12 protein-coding genes and 1 pseudogene are annotated in these 15,620 nt (G+C 37.6%); 5 read left to right on the top strand and 8 right to left on the bottom strand.

Features of this window, described 5'->3' with window-relative positions:
* Positions 1 to 84 precede the first annotated feature (84 nt).
* The 3 genes from QA584_RS13900 to QA584_RS13890 all read left to right on the top strand — a co-directional run bounded on the left by QA584_RS13900 (position 85) and on the right by QA584_RS13890 (position 2,721).
* Positions 85 to 1,119, top strand: coding sequence for a serine hydrolase domain-containing protein (locus QA584_RS13900; protein ID WP_278269618.1), 1,035 nt, complete (start codon positions 85 to 87; stop codon positions 1,117 to 1,119).
* A gap of 186 nt (positions 1,120 to 1,305) precedes the next feature.
* Positions 1,306 to 2,223: a glycoside hydrolase family 43 protein gene (locus tag QA584_RS13895; protein WP_278269617.1), complete on the top strand. Its 918-nt coding sequence runs from the start codon at positions 1,306 to 1,308 to the stop codon at positions 2,221 to 2,223.
* A 177-nt stretch (positions 2,224 to 2,400) separates the two neighbouring features.
* Positions 2,401 to 2,721 (top strand): low molecular weight protein tyrosine phosphatase family protein, encoded by a 321-nt coding sequence (locus tag QA584_RS13890; protein ID WP_278269616.1) that lies wholly within the window; start codon positions 2,401 to 2,403, stop codon positions 2,719 to 2,721.
* A gap of 353 nt (positions 2,722 to 3,074) precedes the next feature.
* Here the strand turns inward: QA584_RS13890 and QA584_RS13885 are convergent, their stop codons facing one another.
* The 4 genes from QA584_RS13885 to hydF are packed head-to-tail and all read right to left on the bottom strand — an operon-like array spanning position 3,075 to position 5,922.
* Entirely contained in the window at positions 3,075 to 3,632 is a 558-nt protein-coding gene (locus QA584_RS13885) for a permease (protein ID WP_278269615.1), read from the bottom strand.
* A complete protein-coding gene (locus tag QA584_RS13880; RefSeq protein WP_278269614.1) occupies positions 3,629 to 4,117 on the bottom strand; it encodes a permease in 489 nt (162 codons plus the stop codon). Before QA584_RS13880 ends, QA584_RS13885 begins: the two co-directional genes overlap by 4 nt.
* Positions 4,118 to 4,129: 12 nt before the next feature.
* Entirely contained in the window at positions 4,130 to 4,666 is a 537-nt protein-coding gene (locus tag QA584_RS13875; protein WP_278275086.1) for an ECF transporter S component, read from the bottom strand.
* A 26-nt stretch (positions 4,667 to 4,692) separates the two neighbouring features.
* Positions 4,693 to 5,922, bottom strand: a complete 1,230-nt coding sequence (gene hydF, locus QA584_RS13870; protein WP_278275085.1) for a [FeFe] hydrogenase H-cluster maturation GTPase HydF — start codon at positions 5,920 to 5,922, stop codon at positions 4,693 to 4,695.
* 1,604 nt (positions 5,923 to 7,526) lie between these two features.
* Here hydF and QA584_RS13860 point away from each other — a divergent pair.
* Positions 7,527 to 7,847, top strand: a complete 321-nt coding sequence (locus tag QA584_RS13860; protein WP_278275084.1) for a hypothetical protein — start codon at positions 7,527 to 7,529, stop codon at positions 7,845 to 7,847.
* Positions 7,848 to 8,121: 274 nt separating this feature from the next.
* Positions 8,122 to 8,307 (top strand): hypothetical protein, encoded by a 186-nt coding sequence (locus QA584_RS13855; RefSeq protein WP_278275083.1) that lies wholly within the window; start codon positions 8,122 to 8,124, stop codon positions 8,305 to 8,307.
* Between the two features lie 115 nt (positions 8,308 to 8,422).
* Here QA584_RS13855 and QA584_RS13850 read toward each other — a convergent pair.
* From QA584_RS13850 to QA584_RS13835, 4 genes and pseudogenes are all read right to left on the bottom strand, one after another.
* Positions 8,423 to 9,139 (bottom strand): annotated as a pseudogene (locus QA584_RS13850) (IS256 family transposase); the annotation flags it as partial.
* A gap of 163 nt (positions 9,140 to 9,302) precedes the next feature.
* On the bottom strand, positions 9,303 to 12,332 hold the full coding sequence (locus tag QA584_RS13845) for a carbohydrate-binding protein (RefSeq protein ID WP_278275082.1): 3,030 nt from the start codon (positions 12,330 to 12,332) through the stop codon (positions 9,303 to 9,305).
* Positions 12,333 to 12,494: 162 nt separating this feature from the next.
* The gene (locus QA584_RS13840) at positions 12,495 to 15,371 is read right to left on the bottom strand and encodes a carbohydrate-binding protein (protein WP_278275081.1); all 2,877 of its coding nucleotides are present in this window, start codon (positions 15,369 to 15,371) and stop codon (positions 12,495 to 12,497) included.
* The gene (locus tag QA584_RS13835; protein ID WP_278275080.1) at positions 15,365 to 15,538 is read right to left on the bottom strand and encodes a hypothetical protein; all 174 of its coding nucleotides are present in this window, start codon (positions 15,536 to 15,538) and stop codon (positions 15,365 to 15,367) included. Before QA584_RS13835 ends, QA584_RS13840 begins: the two co-directional genes overlap by 7 nt.
* Positions 15,539 to 15,620: the final 82 nt, after the last annotated feature.

The raw sequence follows: 15,620 nt of genomic DNA, 5'->3' as shown, positions 1-15,620 counted from the left end.
AATTTAAGAGTATAGCTTTTAAGCGTAGGGAAATAAGGGCTATGCGGCCATGATCATGAATTTAATGGGAAAGGAGTTTTTATTATGTTAAGAAAAGAACGTATTAATAGCTTAAAGGAAAATATAGAAAAGTATCTTAGTGGCTTTGCTGTGCCGGACCATTGGTTTAGTGGTTCAATTCTTGTGTCAATTGACGGCAATATTATAATTAATAACGGATATGGAATGGCTAATTATGAGTTAAATGTACCAAATAGCGCTGAAACAAAATTTTGTATTGGCTCTATAACAAAGCAATTTACCGCTATATTAGTTTTACAGCTCGTAGAGAAAGGCTTATTGAGTTTAGGTGATACACTGAATATGTTTATTTCTGATTATCCATCCGGAAATAAAGTGACAATACATCATTTATTAACTCATTCTTCAGGAATCTATAATTACACCGAAGATGAAGACCTAGACCTATACATGCGAAATTACATTTCACCAATGGGCTTAATTGAGAAGTTTAAAAATAAACCTCTTAACTTTGAACCTGGATCCAGATATTCCTACTCAAATTCTGGTTATATTTTATTAGGCTATATTATTGAGAAGCTTACCAATAAAACTTATGAAGAATGTGTAAATGAAAACATTTTTCATAAGCTTTCAATGATAAATAGTGGATACAATAATCATATTAAATTAATAAAAAACAGAGCATCCGGTTACGATATGGTGGATGGCGAGATTGAAAACAGCGATTTTATAGATTTCAGCATACCTTATGCTGGTGGTTCACTATATTCAACAATAGAAGATCTTCATAAATGGAACTCTGTTTTATTTAATGAAGCTCTTTTAAGTGAGAAATTTCTCAAAAAGATGCTGTATAAGCATGTTAAAATGGCTGAAGACCAGTATTATGGTTATGGTATAATGTTATGGCAAAGAGAATATGGTAAACGGATGCGGACAGGAATATCACATGATGGCGGGCAGCCTGGTTTTGTTTCTTCTAATAATATATTTCCAGAAGATAATGTTGAAGTTATTATTTTAAGCAACATGACCAACTGTTGTAAAGATGAAATTGCACTAAAACTAAGAGAAATAATATTTGATAGTATTTGATGAACTATGAAACTGCAATATCTATGAAAGTGATAAAGACAAAGCAGTATATTCTATTGCTCATACTGATTATGCTTTTTCGTGATGGAACCATGTATTGTAGCAACGAAGCAGATGAATTCGTGACTTATTAACCAAGTAGCCTTTATTGGCTACACCAATATATAATACCAGGAGAAAAAAGTTATGAAGGCTAAGAGAACAAATCCTATTATTGAATCAATTTACACAGCAGATCCTGCACCTATGGTGGTGGGCGATACACTTTATCTTTATACCACTCATGATGAGGATGAACTCATCAATAATTTTTACACAATGGTAGACTGGCGTTGTTTTTCCACCAAGGATATGGTGAACTGGACCGACCATGGTGTAATTTTCTCTCTGGATGATATCGAATGGGCTGATGACAGAGCATGGGCACCTCAGGCCGTAGAACGCAATGGTAAATTTTACCTTTATTGTCCGGTACATAAAAAAGACGGTGGAATGGCAATTGCAGTAGGTGTATCTGAGAACCCTGCAGGACCTTTTAAGGATTTGGGTGAACCCCTTGTAGATGAAGGAGATTGGAATGATATCGATCCCACCGTATTTATTGATGATGATGGTCAGGCATATCTGTATTTTGGAAATCCTGAACTTCGTTATGTTCTTCTGAATGAAGATATGATTTCCTATGACAAAACTGTTGGCGTAGTGAAAATCCCTATGACTGAGGAATCTTTCGGAAAAGGAAGTCATGATACCGGTACAACCTATGGAGAAGGCCCCTGGTTCTATAAAAGAAATAACCTTTATTATATGGTATATGCGGCTTTTGCATTGAATCAGCAAAATGAACAACTGGCTTATTCAACATCAATTTCGCCAACTGGACCATGGGTGTATGGCGGTGTTTTAATGGAAGCAGGAGATTGCTTTACAAACCACCCCGGTATTGCAGATTTTAAGGAACATTCTTATCTGTTTTACCATACTTCTGAGTTGCCAGGCGGAAGCCTGTTCCACAGATCAGTTTGTGTAGCTGAGTTTAAGTATAATGAGGAGGGCTCTATTGATACTGTGAAAAAGTGTGACAGTCTGGAAGGAATAGAATAATTGATGCTTAGCTTGCAATTTATGCATAATCACATGACATTGCTTAAAATCAATGAAACAAAGAAAGAGTATGTATCTTTTGCTTTTCTTGCTATGTATATTTCCATTTAATAGAGATTAGTATAAATTTCATTTTGCATGACTGAGTGTTGAATATTAAGATGAAGGGTTAATAAGATGAAGTTACTTTTTTTGTGTAGTCAAAATAAACGACGCAGTTTAACAGCCGAAAAAATATTCGATGGGTATAATGGACACGAAGCACGTTCAGCAGGAACAGAATCGAATGCTCGGATTAAAGTTACAGCAGGTCTTCTTGGGTGGGCTGATATCATATTTTGTATGGAAAAAAAGCATTTTAGAAGAATAAAGGAAAAATATCCTGATATGATTGTAGATAAAAAGGTGGTTTGTCTGTATATCAACGATAACTATGATTTTATGGACAGAGAATTAATTGAGCTACTCAGGAGTTATATAAATGAGCAAGGTTTATAGAAACGTCCTGATGGAAGAAATATGTATAGAGAAAATTCTACATTCAATACTTGCGGTATTTCCTGTACCGAATATCGAAGAAACAGCCAAGTATTATTTATGTCTGTATTATTGTTAAAGAGAGTACCGTTTAGAATGAAATATGTCCTTGATATAGAAACATTTATGACCCTCGACGATTTTGTCCGTTGAAGTAAATCTTAGGGAATTAAAAATTAGTTATTGAGCAAGAAAGCCTTGATTTTAAAGGCTTTTTTATTTTGCTACTTTTTATTCCCTAACATTTACTTCAAAGTTTTTTGAAATAAAAGCTAGGGAATACCGGTTCTTTCTTTGCAGGAGTTAAGAACCATTCATTTAAGCTCCGGTGTATGCCCAAGTAAATTTTCAGCATTTTCAAATATTGATATTTTATCCTTTTCACTCAGAACAAAATCTATCAAAAAAGCTATGCTAAGAACAACAACTATATTTACGGCAAATCGCACAAAGGTAAATTTAAGACCCAAGGAGGATATTTCAAAAAGTAACAACGGAATTCGAATACTTGCACTTGAGCATATAAAGATAAGAACATTTGTTATTTTACTTCCCTTTTTCAGCATCATTGCTGCAACCGGTAGTAGCGCATACAGAGGTACCGCTGTAGAAACCCCTAAAAGGAAAGCTATAAGCACACCTTTTATGCCAGACTTTTCACCCATGATTTTTATTATTGTTTCTTTCTCAACCCATACGTCCAAAAGCCCAATACATATAAAAACCGGTGTAAGCATGAACAGAAAGTTAAAGAGGTTTTTCGTTGTGAAGAGAAAGGATTGTTTTCCTATCTGCGGTGAGCCTGCTAAAGTTATAATATTTATTCCTAAAACGATCAGAAGAAAACTATACTTTTTTAATATCTTTTTCATGTCAGTACCACCCCCATAATCAATGCCACAACAAAAGCAAACAGAAAAAACAAGGCGTTGCGCAATATGGCTACTTTTTTACCTAAATATTTCGCTTCAAGAGGAAGTGTGACAAATCCAACGGTAGTAAGGGTAGAGATAAAAACAGCAATTTGTATGATTCCGGCACCATTTTTTAATAATTCGGCTGCTACAGGAAAAGCTACCAATACGGGAACCAGGGCAATAGCTCCCACCAGTGAGGATATAACCATTCCAAGTACCCCTGATTCTGCACCGATGACTTGCTGTATCGTTGATGAATCGAAAACAGTAAGTAAAAGACCCATAAGAAAAAGTATAGCAAGAAATTGCGGTAAAACGGATAGAAACATTTTACATGCTTTTTTTAATGCAAGTTTTGTTTTTACTTTATCTCTTAGGAATGATAATATCAGTAGTATAACTGCTAACAGATAAAGGCAATATGTAAAAACTGAATTCATTCCCGATCCTCCTTATTGGTAAGCCTTGACTGAGCGTTTCAAGAAAGGAAGCGCGATAATGGCAAGGATGCCGCCTAACAATGCTGTAAAAAGCTGTGGAATAGAAAACATATTGGATATAATTGTTGCCTGTGGCTTGGGTAGGTTCAACAGAATAGGAATTGCAATTTGGACAATACCCAAGTATAATATTAAAAATTTAGATAGGGCTGCTATCACCAAAGCAATAATATAAGAGAAGTTTTTTTTCCAGATTTTACTGTTTCCGATAAAATACCAAATAATTACCAAAATTATATTTCCTGCAATAATAAATGGGATTAATGACCAAAGGGGACCGATTCCTAATAATTTTGCACACATCGGGGAAACTACCGCCACTGTTAAGCCTGTACTCAATCCACAGGTCATAACTGAAATAATCAGAATAAGATTGACAATAGAACCTGTAACTAATGTGTTACCAAAGGCAGAAGTTACTGTTTGCATAACGATAAGTAATGCTGTAAGAACTGCCGTTCTTGTAATCCATAAAATATTGTTTTTCATAATAAATCCTCCTTTTTTTCTGGTATTTATGTTTCACTCTGATAAATACTATGTATGTTAGGAAATGGCTCTAATACACGCTCAATAATTCCTTGTGCACAAGTAATTAGCATACCATAATTGGTAATTGGAACATTATTCTCTTTTGCTATTCTTATTCTTGAATTCATTTCCTGCCGGTTTATCGTGCATCCTCCACAATGTATAACACCGTCATACTTACTGAGGTCTCTTGGAAAATATGTTCCGGAAGTCCAATCAAAGGACATCTCTTTTCCAGTTAAATCCTGTACATATTGAGGTATTTGTACCTTTGCAAGGTCACGTTCCTGCCGGTAGTGGGTACATGTTTCAGCTATAAGTATCCGGCTTCCGGCTTGCAGTTTTATGATTCTTTTTAGACCTTTTATATATTCCTCAAGATTGCCTTTTTGTCTGCCAATTAAAATGGAAAAACTCGTGAATGGAATTTTAGCGTTTATAAGTGGTTCTACAATATTTGAAACTAAGGAATCAGTTACTACAAGTTTTGGCGGTTCTTTCAGTTTTTCCAGTGTTTGCACCAATATTTTTTCCTGAGTTACTATCGCTGTAGCTCCAGCCTCTATTACATCTCTGATTGTCTGTTGCTGAGGTAATATTATTCTGCCCTTTGGTGCTGCACAGTCTATGTGGGTAATCAGTAATACAGTATCATTGGGAGAGATAAAATCTCTTAAGATGTTCAGCTGCGTATCATCATAAACAGCATGATCAGCAATGAAGCCTTTTAATTCCTCTATCCCGTAACCAGTCTTTGAGCTCACTTTAGTCACAGGTATTCCCAAAGTATCTTCATATTCATGTACTAAGTCTGTTGTGACACTAATTAAATCGCATTTATTTATCACGCCAATGGAGGGTATTTCCCTTTTCTTTATTTCAGCTGCCAGCTCTTTTTCAAAGGCAGTTATTCCATCTTCAGCATCCAGTACTATAATTGCGAAATCAGTTTTGTCCATTACTTCATATGTTTTTTCTTTTCTTAATGCCCCCAATTCCCCATTATCATCCAAACCAGCTGTATCAATCAGAACAACAGGACCTAAGGGCAATAACTCCATTGTTTTAAAAACGGGGTCCGTAGTAGTTCCTGCAACCTCAGAAACTATGGCTATTTGTTGATTTGTTATAGCATTAATCAATGTGGATTTTCCTACATTCCGTCTGCCTAAAATGGCAATATGAAGCCTAAAGCCCATGGGTGTAGTATTCATGTTATTCTCCTTTAAAGATTTATTTATTTCCATATTTTATCACATTTGTAACAAATTGTAAATATATAATACAGCCTTTTGTCGGTAATTGATTTGTCCGTTACTATTCACAGCCGTTATAACGCGAGGTGTTTTCGTGTGCATTTTGCACGAAAATCCCTAGTTACATGGCGCGAAACGGTGGTTTTTACCGTTTCTGTGCATCACGAAGCGTGTTACATTCACAGTTCTGCCACTTTTTGGCAGGGCTGTGAATCAATGTCATTTAGTTAAGACTGTAGAACAATGAATTTGTGTTCCTTATTAATATGATAATTTGATTTTACATGAATAGCAGCTTTTGAATTTCTACTAAGACAAAATTTTGCAACGACAAAAAGACAGATTTATATCTGCCTAAAAAAAGATATACTTATATTAGCCATTCACGTCCATGTGGAAACGGTTTGTTTGCTGTCGTGGAAAGGCTAGGAAAATCAAGGTTGCGGAGTTTTGAAGAGAAGATTAGGTGTGTTTTAGAAAAAGATTGAGGTGTGATTCCTTACTTTCCGAGATGGGGGGTAAGGAATTTTGTACGTTTTGGCGGAAGTGGATACTATTTGGCAAAAGGAATTCCTGTGGATATTTTCCGCTTCTTCCGGGCTGATATTCAAACAGTCTTACCGGCTGCTCACGGAAGCATTGCAATAAATTGAGGATAGAAGAGGTTTTAAGATTATTCTGCTATATTTAATGCTTCCGGTAACAATATTTGCTGCTGACGACAATATTGATTCCGGTGGGAGGTATGCGAAATGGTAAATCCGGATCATCGAGCAGCATTTCTGTTTAGAATACCTAATCAAGTTGATAGCAAAACAAAAAGGCATGGATTTTGAGGTGCTGACAGGGGAGATTATTAATTACCCCTTGAACCAATGGCATTCTACAAATTTGAGGACATCATGATTGCTACAACAGCCACAGAAGCTGCAATGTATGATAAAAAACTAGACGGACTGCTGCGCGCAGTAAGATGGTATATCTGACTCAAAAAAATCTACCGCTTTCCATGTTCCTAGAGGTGGGTAGACTGGGATATCTAGCCAGGGGTGGAAGCTATTGTTCTAATGGCAGTTGTATTATTCGGGGGTCAAAGAGGATGAATATAAATCAGGAAGTACTAAATTTTATTTCTCGAAAAGAAAGCAATGGAGCGCTCCTGGGCATTGCAAAGATTACAGAAAACCTAAAATTCATTTCTTTAAATTTTCTATATAATATATCAAAAGGATTTTAAATTCTCGACTTAGTCACATTTTAAAATCCTTTTTTGTTTAAATGACTGGACTAATTAGAAAACGATAAAATATTAATAATATTTTATTTTGGTTTTAACGATGATAGCAGTAAAAACGACCAAGCTAGTATAAAAAAATTTTTGGTTATTATGTGTCTCATTCACTATCCAACTATTCGCAAAACACAAGTTTAACGAATAGTTGAATTTTTTTGCCCAATTAGCCCCAAAATTGGCATTGAAAATAAATTGTACCTCTCAAACAAAAATTAATAATTATGAAAGGAAATAAAAAAATATGAAATTATAAGGTACTTTTATTTATTTGGGGGTTGATACTTTCCACTCAAATAAAAATAATAAGGATTATAAATCCGCTTGTTTTTTGCAAGGAACTGATGTACAAAAAATTTTTATTAATACAGAATCAGAAAAGTTATTGCAAGGTGTTACTGTAAATGACCTAGTTACTGTCGAATTAGATATTCGGACGGGTCAAAATACTTTTGTATCTCTAGTATCTGTAATCCCTGTTAATTCGGTTTCTAATGATTCAGCACCTATAGGTTCAACCGATTCAGAAAAATCCGGTGATCCTACGGATTCTGCAAGTTCTGCTTTAACCGATAAGAAAAAAGCTTCGTAATCAGCCTTTATCTTAATTATTGAGCCACAGGCTCTTGTATCAGGCAAAATAAATCAAGTCCGATTGTTCAATCGCTTGCGATTGGGCGATTGGCGGTATCCGTAAGTGGTATGATCTATGCCGTCCGATGCCATGACAGAAAATTTACTATGGTACTCTCATTTAAGTTTCATAGATTTTAATTTAATGCGTATCTACTTAATTTTAAACAAGTAGACTATATTCAATAAATATGGTACAATAAAAATAGTTAAATAGATAGGGAGGTCATAATATGGATAATGAATTAAAAGATTTTTTAATGAGTTTAAAAGAGGATATTCAAATAATTAATTATAAGTTGGATATAAATAGTAAAAAAATAGATGATTTAGATTTAAGGGTGCGTATATCTGAATCTAATATCAGAAAAGATATACAACGATTGTCTGATGAAAATGAAACAATAATAGAGGTTTAAAGCAGAATGAATTATTGCCAAGGTAATGTTTTTACTGCACTGAAAAAAGATATATTAACAATAAGAAAGGCTAGGCTTAACGCTTAGTCTTTTTCTATTTTCCCCCTTGTCACTTATCTTTTACACCGCGGTTTTTTAGACCATTCATGATGGAAAGCCAGAACTTCGCACTTTCATTTTCTCCAACATACATGCCTAAAACATCTTTACGGCTGCTCATATCTATACCGATTGCGATATAAACAGCTTTTTTAGCAATACGCCCTTCGCTTTTGACATGAAAATGTATGGCATCCATAAATACCACAGCATAGATCTCTTCAAGAGTTCTTTCTTGCCATTCTTTCACGATAGGGAGTATTTTATCTGTAATTCGGCTGATTGTACTGTCTGATATGTCTACACCATAAAGTTCCTGCATATGGCTTTCGATATCTCCGGTAGTCATCCCTTTCGCATACATCGAGATAATTTTTTCTTCCATGTCCTGGCTGATGGTATTCTGATATTTCTTTACAATCTTAGGCTCGAAACCACCATTCCGATCCCGGGGAATGTCTAAGTCCATATAACCATAACTGGTATGCATTGTTTTTGTGTTGTAACCGTTTCTGCTGTTATCGGTTTCTTTATTCCGATAATCATACTTAGTATAACCAAGTTCCTCATCCATTTCACCATCCAAGCTGCCTTCCAGGATAATAGACATCATTTCTCTCATAAGAGAATTAACATCCGTTCCATTCTTAACTGGATTTTCTTTCAGGTATCCGCTCATCATTTCACGTAGAGCTTGTCTTTCGGGAGACTCATCCCTTCTTCTTTTAGCCATAAAATAAAACTTCCAAACTGAGTAATTTTATTTTACATCAATTTGAACTTTGGGATGCTCCCATTCCCCTTATTTTTACAAGATATACCAAGTTATGAGGCTGTGATACAGCCTCATAACTTGGTCCCAAGGGCTCGTCTAAACGAATTTACACGAGTTATTATTATGCCTCGGCAGGGAATTTCGTTATAATTCCTAGCAGGTATTGCTTCATAAGCTCAAGATCCATATTATCTATAACACCATCCCCATTTAAATCAGCCAATTTTGTATTATGGATTATTTCTGTACCTAAAATATGCTTTTTTATCAGCAGCAAATCGATTGCATCTATTTGCCCATTAGAATTTATATCACCTAACTTCCAGGAATCATCTCCTTTACTGAAGGTAAACCAGTTTAAATTGAACAGGTATCCGCTTCCTCCAGTAAATTTTAGATATAAGTCATGTATTCCGCTTACCCCGCTAACACTGCAAGCTGCATCGACCCAAGCCTGCCACCCCTCTGTTCCGGTGACTGGACAGGTCCCTACTAAAGTACCTGTAATGCTGTCAAGCCGAATCTCAATATTACCTCCACTGGTTGCGCTGGCTACTCTGGCCTGGAAGTTTGCTGCACCGCTGTCAAAATCAATATTGTTAAAGATAAGATAATCTCCATTCTCAATAAAACCTACATTCTGACCACCTTCGGTACAACTTTCAGTTTGGATTCCTGACTGATTATCGAACTCTTCTGCTTCTATTGGTGTAAAGGCAGATCGCTGGCTGCCTGTGGGAGTTGTGGTAGTAATGCTTACACTTTCAGACGACAGTCCGTTGGAACTGGCAGTTACTACTATTGTGCCACTTGTTTTTGTAGTCTGGATAATCACAAGACACTTTCCGCTAAAGGCCTTACGGCTGTTTGCCTTATACGGCTCCGTACTAGGTGAGTTTCCATTATCAACACCGACAATCGTTCCGGGTCCTGATATCGTGAAATTTACTAAATTGTCTGCTGTTGTAACAATCACATTGTTAGCATCGGCGATATCCGTTTCAATATAAACCAAATCTTTGCCGTCAGCAGTAACAGATGTTCTATCCGGTTTTAATAGGATTTTTGAAGATGCACCTGCAGTGGTGACCTCATCATATACTACCGTTCCGCCTTTGGTTGCTTTGGCTCGCAAGGTTCCAGCGGTCCAGGGGACATTCCATGAGAGGTGCTGGGAATTACCAACATTCTTAGAGCCAAGTGAAGTCCCATTGAGGAACAACTCAACTGTGTCGCAGTTGCTATATGCCCATACCTCAACATTACTTCCCTTCGACCAGTTCCGATGAGGCAGTAGATGTACCATTGGTTTCGTAGTCCACTTGCTCTGGTAGTAATAATAGATATCTTTTGGAAAACCGCAGGTGTCGACTATTCCGAAATATGAATTCTTGGACGGCCACCCGTAAGGTGTCGGTTCACCGATATAGTCAAATCCAGTCCAGATGAATTCGCCGGCAATATAATTGTTGCCGTTGACTGATGAATATGAGGATTCTGCGCTGTTACCCCAACTTGGCCAACTGTTATCATAAGAAGAACATTGGTTGTCACTGCTGGTCAAAATATTTTGGTTGGTAGGGGTTTTATAGACACCTCTGCTTCTTAAGGCGGAACTGGTCTCACTTCCAAATATTTTCCAATTCGGATGGTTGCTGTGCCCTTTCGCATAAGTATAGGGGAAATAGTTATATCCTACTAAATCAAGAACATTTGCGACATTTGCATTATCCTCCATATTCACAGCAAATGTGCCGGCGGTTACTGGGCGGGTGTTATCAATGGCTTTTACCCAGTCTTTTAGTTTGGCGGCGGTTGCAGCGGTTGCGTTAGGGATTTCATTCCCGATGCTCCACATAATAATCGATGGATGGTTACGATCCCGCATAACCATCGCTTGAAGATCGGTCTGGGCCCAACTGTTAAAATAGAGATGATAATCATTGGTAGTCTTACCCGTCTCCCAGCAGTCAAAGGCTTCATCCATTACCATTAAACCCAATCGGTCGCAAATTTCAAGCAGTGCAGGATCAGGAGGATTATGTGATGTACGGATAGCGTTACACCCCATCTCTTTCATAATCTGAAGCTCTCTTTCAATAGCCCGGTAATTGACTGCCGCCCCCAGGGCACCAAGGTCATGATGGAGGCAGACACCATTTAATTTCATGTGTATTCCGTTAAGAGAAAACCCATTATTGGAATCGAAATTAAAATAACGGAATCCCAGGGTTGACTGATAGGTATCAACCACAGCTCCATCCGCAATAACTTGGGTTTGAACAGTATAAAGATACGGATTAGAAGGAGACCATAAATTGGGATTCAAAACAGTAAGGTTCTGACTGAATTTATTGCTGCCATTAGCTGCTATATTAGCTGCCGATGATGTATTTGATACTAACACATTATTAGAGGCATCCAATATCGTAGTTACTAAGGAAACCGATTTTGCAGAACTTCCCTGGTTTAATACCTGCATGCTGACATTGGCTGTTGCTGAACTGCTGTTTACAGTCGGCGTGGTGACAAACATTCCGCAATAGGCCGCATGTACCGGCTCCACTACTGTCAGCCATACATTACGGTAAATGCCGCTACCAGAATACCAACGGCTGTTCGGTTGGTTGTTGTCGCACTTGACTGCAATAATATTATTAGCACCTATATTTAGGTATGGAGTCAGGTCATATTCAAAGGAACTGTAACCATATGGACGTTTACCCAATAATGTGCCATTTATCCATACCTGGCTGTTCATATAAACTCCATCAAATTCGATAAAAACTTTCTTTCCGGCATAATTTGAAGGTATGGTAAAGGTTTTCCTATACCATCCGATTCCTCCATCCAGATAGCCTCCTCCGCCACCGGAGGGAGACTTCTGGTTAAAGGTATTAAAAATACTCCAATCGTGTGGTAAAGTGACATTTGACCAACTGCTGTCATTATAGCTTATACTCTGTCCATTGCTAACATCACCTTTGTAAAACTTCCAACCTTCATCAAAATTTTGTCCTCTTAATCCGTTGTAAATGTCTGTGCCGCTAAGGTCTCCGGTAGCAGCCATTACAAACTGTCCAAATGTGAGAATACTGGATAATAGGACTGTTAACGTTAGTAATACCCCTAGAATTAACTTTTTTCGCATACTATAACCTCCCTCTAATCTTAATTGCTTTACATGGAAATAAATTGATATGAATTGGGACTACAATAGAGCAAATTTGCAGCCTCCAATTCAATATCTACACTACGTTTTCTTTCGTGCTTTCTCGGGAACTACCTTTTCCATAATCAATACCAAAACCCTTTATTTACCAGAAGGGAATTCTGTTATTTGTCCAATCAGGTATTGCTTTAAAAGTGCGATATCAATTGAATCTATTACGCCATCTGCATTTAAATCTGCCAATTCTTTATTTTGAATTATTTCCAGACCCAAAAGATGGTTTTTTATCAGTAGTAAATCTAAGGTGTCTATATGCCCATCAGAATTTATATCACCCAATTTACTAGAAACACTACCTTTATTGAAGGTAAACCAGTTAAGGTTGAATAAGTAACCGCTTCCGCCTGTAAATTTTATGTAGAGATTATGAACACCGCTTGCCCCGCTGACATTACAGGTTGCATCAAACCAGGTCTGCCAGCCTCCCGTACTAGTAACCGGACAAATACCTACTAAAGGGCCGGTAATACTGTTAAGCCTGATTTCAATATTACCTCCGCTATTGGAGCTGGCTACTCTAGCTTTAAAAACTGCCGCACCACTGCCGAAGTCTATATTATTGAAGACAACATAATCCCCATTCTCGATATAACCTACATTCTTCCCGCCTTCACTGCAGGTCTCAGTCTGGATTCCCGACTGGGTGTCATAGTTCTCCGCTTCGATTTGTACAAAGGCTGTTTGAGGACCACTTACTTTCAACTGAGCAGTCGATTCGCCTACCTTAAGTCCTTGTGAATTTACTATAAACAGCTTGTAGATACCGCCAGAAGCTGGAACAGCAAGATGCGTTGCATCTCCTGCACCTTTCGTTATAGTTGGTCCCTCAACAAATTTAGTTGTTCCAGAAGGGGCAAACCATACTGTGTTTAAAGAATTTCCGCTGCTTCTTATATTTATATTGGTACCGGCTGATACCGAGCAGCTTGCAGGAAATACATAATCCTGAGTCTGGAGTATGCTACCCGGTATAATACTCCTATACTCTTCTTGAATTCCCGAATTCAAGCAGGTATTGTACTGTTCCAGAGGCCATATATTGTCTGGAACCGCAACTGGCGGGTCAATTGTGCTGTTTGGAGGGTTAACCCCCATTTTGTTTACGGTTGCATATGTTCTAAGAATTGTTAAATCGTGTTTTGCTCCAAAATCCTCACAATTAATGGTGTACTTTACCCCTGGATCAATATCAAGTACATTATCATTTTCCGTTATATAGGCACTCCCTTCATCGTTGTGTAAACCATAGGTAGGTCCGGAGGTTGCTGGAGGAATTCCCCTTACATAGTTCTGGTTAATATTTGTACCTGGATTTTGGCCTATTGTATATATTGCTCCGCTGTCATGAAGCCTTGTTAAGGTGTTAATAATCCTGTTATAATTCACCGTATTATTTTTACAGGTTGTCGAGTCGGTGAAATTACGCCATCCCCAGCCAAGATTTATGCCATTGTATGCCGTTGATTGAATTTGATTATGCTCTATTTTTAGACTGTCGACAAAGTATGCCGTTATGGCGGCACATCCCCCGAAACCAGGAGCAGTGCTTATGTCATACAATAAATTATTATTGATTGTGTTATTCTTACAAATACCTTCTATACCCGGAGCGTATTTTGCATGAGTCCCACCGTCTCCCAAATAAACATGCTGGGGATGTCCAACTGTTACGCCGCTTGATGTTATGTCAGTTATGTAATTGCCAATGACCTTGGAGTTAACGACATCGTTTACCATTGTAATACCATCACAACCGCTGTGCTTTACTATATTGCCTATAAAATCAATTGAATCACAGTTATTTAAGTTTATCATTCCCGGTAATGTATCAACAAGCTCATACTTGGTATTGTGCCAATTGTCGTTATAAAAAGCGATAAAGGCATTTGCACCCTGGCATGTTGATTTGCCGTGTGAACCTGCAACATTAACAAGGTTATAATCTGTATTTGCAAAGGTTAATCCCTGTAAAGTTATATTCTTGACTCTATTTGCAGTTGATGTTCCTGCTATATCGATGAGCTTCTCTAAATAAGGAGCTTCAACGTCGGCAGTATCCATATTTTCACCCGGTCGGATATAATAGTAAAGCGTTTTGGAAGTCTTGTCAAAATAGAATTGTCCCGGAGAATTCAAAAACTCGTACGCATTATAAATCGTATGAGTACCGTTAACGGCAAAGCCTGCACCCCAGCCTGGGGTCTGTGCTATTGCACCATAGGGCTCCTGTAAAAGAAGTGCTCTGTAATTATCGGAGGTAGAAATGACATCCCTGACGCAAACAATATTCTCGTTCCAGGTAGTGCCATTTACTATCTCCAGGTCGTCCTTGTTATTCGTAATGGCCGGCACTTCTGACAAATCATACTTAACCCCGTCGCTCTTACTGCCACTTGTCCAAGCCCAGGCTGCTTGTCCGGCAGTTACGGAATAATTCCCGTAACCCCCTCTTGCTGTGACTTTTTTACTGGTCATTAAAGCCCTTACATCATTTACATAAAGGTTCCTCAACTTGGTTGAACGGTTTAACTTAGCCTTGTATATATTGCCGCTGTGCTGAGTCCAGTTAGTGACTTTTGTAGCACCGCTCAGTATGGATATTTCACCCGGATATGCCTGATAATATATTCTGTATCCGTTTGTACCGGAATCCTGTGCTCCGAAGGTAATTGTATTGTTAATAGTATAGGTTCCGCTCCTTAAATACACATAAATATCGCCTGTCATGTTAGTATTTATAGTACGAATAACATCCCTGGCCTTCGTAATTGTCTGGAAGGGAGCCGAAAGGGTTCCTGGATTGCTGTCACTACCTGTTGGGGATACATAATAGGTCGCCTGGGTCCCTGCAAAGACTGTCCTCGGAAGAAAGAACGTAATAGTGAATATGCATCCCATCAGAATTGAGAGAGAGTAAATGAATGGAATACACCTTTTTAAAACTTTCTTTTTTAGCATATTTTATCTCCTTTTATTAACCTCTTTTTATTTCTGATGAATATTATTGCATCACTACTCCTCCTTTTAACGCTAAAGGTTGTTGCAGTACCCTGTTTCCAGAAGCCCTCAACAAAGCCTGTACCGGAATAACCGGTATGATTGGTGTTGATAGTCCCTCTTTTCATAATATATAACCTCCTTATTTTTATTTATATGAAAAACCGTGTTTATTATATGTTTTCTGCATAATTTGATTACGATAAGATA

This window comes from Anaerocolumna sp. AGMB13025 (assembly GCF_029689925.1).
Taxonomy (GTDB): domain Bacteria; phylum Bacillota; class Clostridia; order Lachnospirales; family Lachnospiraceae; genus Anaerocolumna.
The sequence above is the reverse complement of the archived record's forward strand: the minus strand, read 5'-3'. Positions and strand labels throughout refer to the sequence as shown.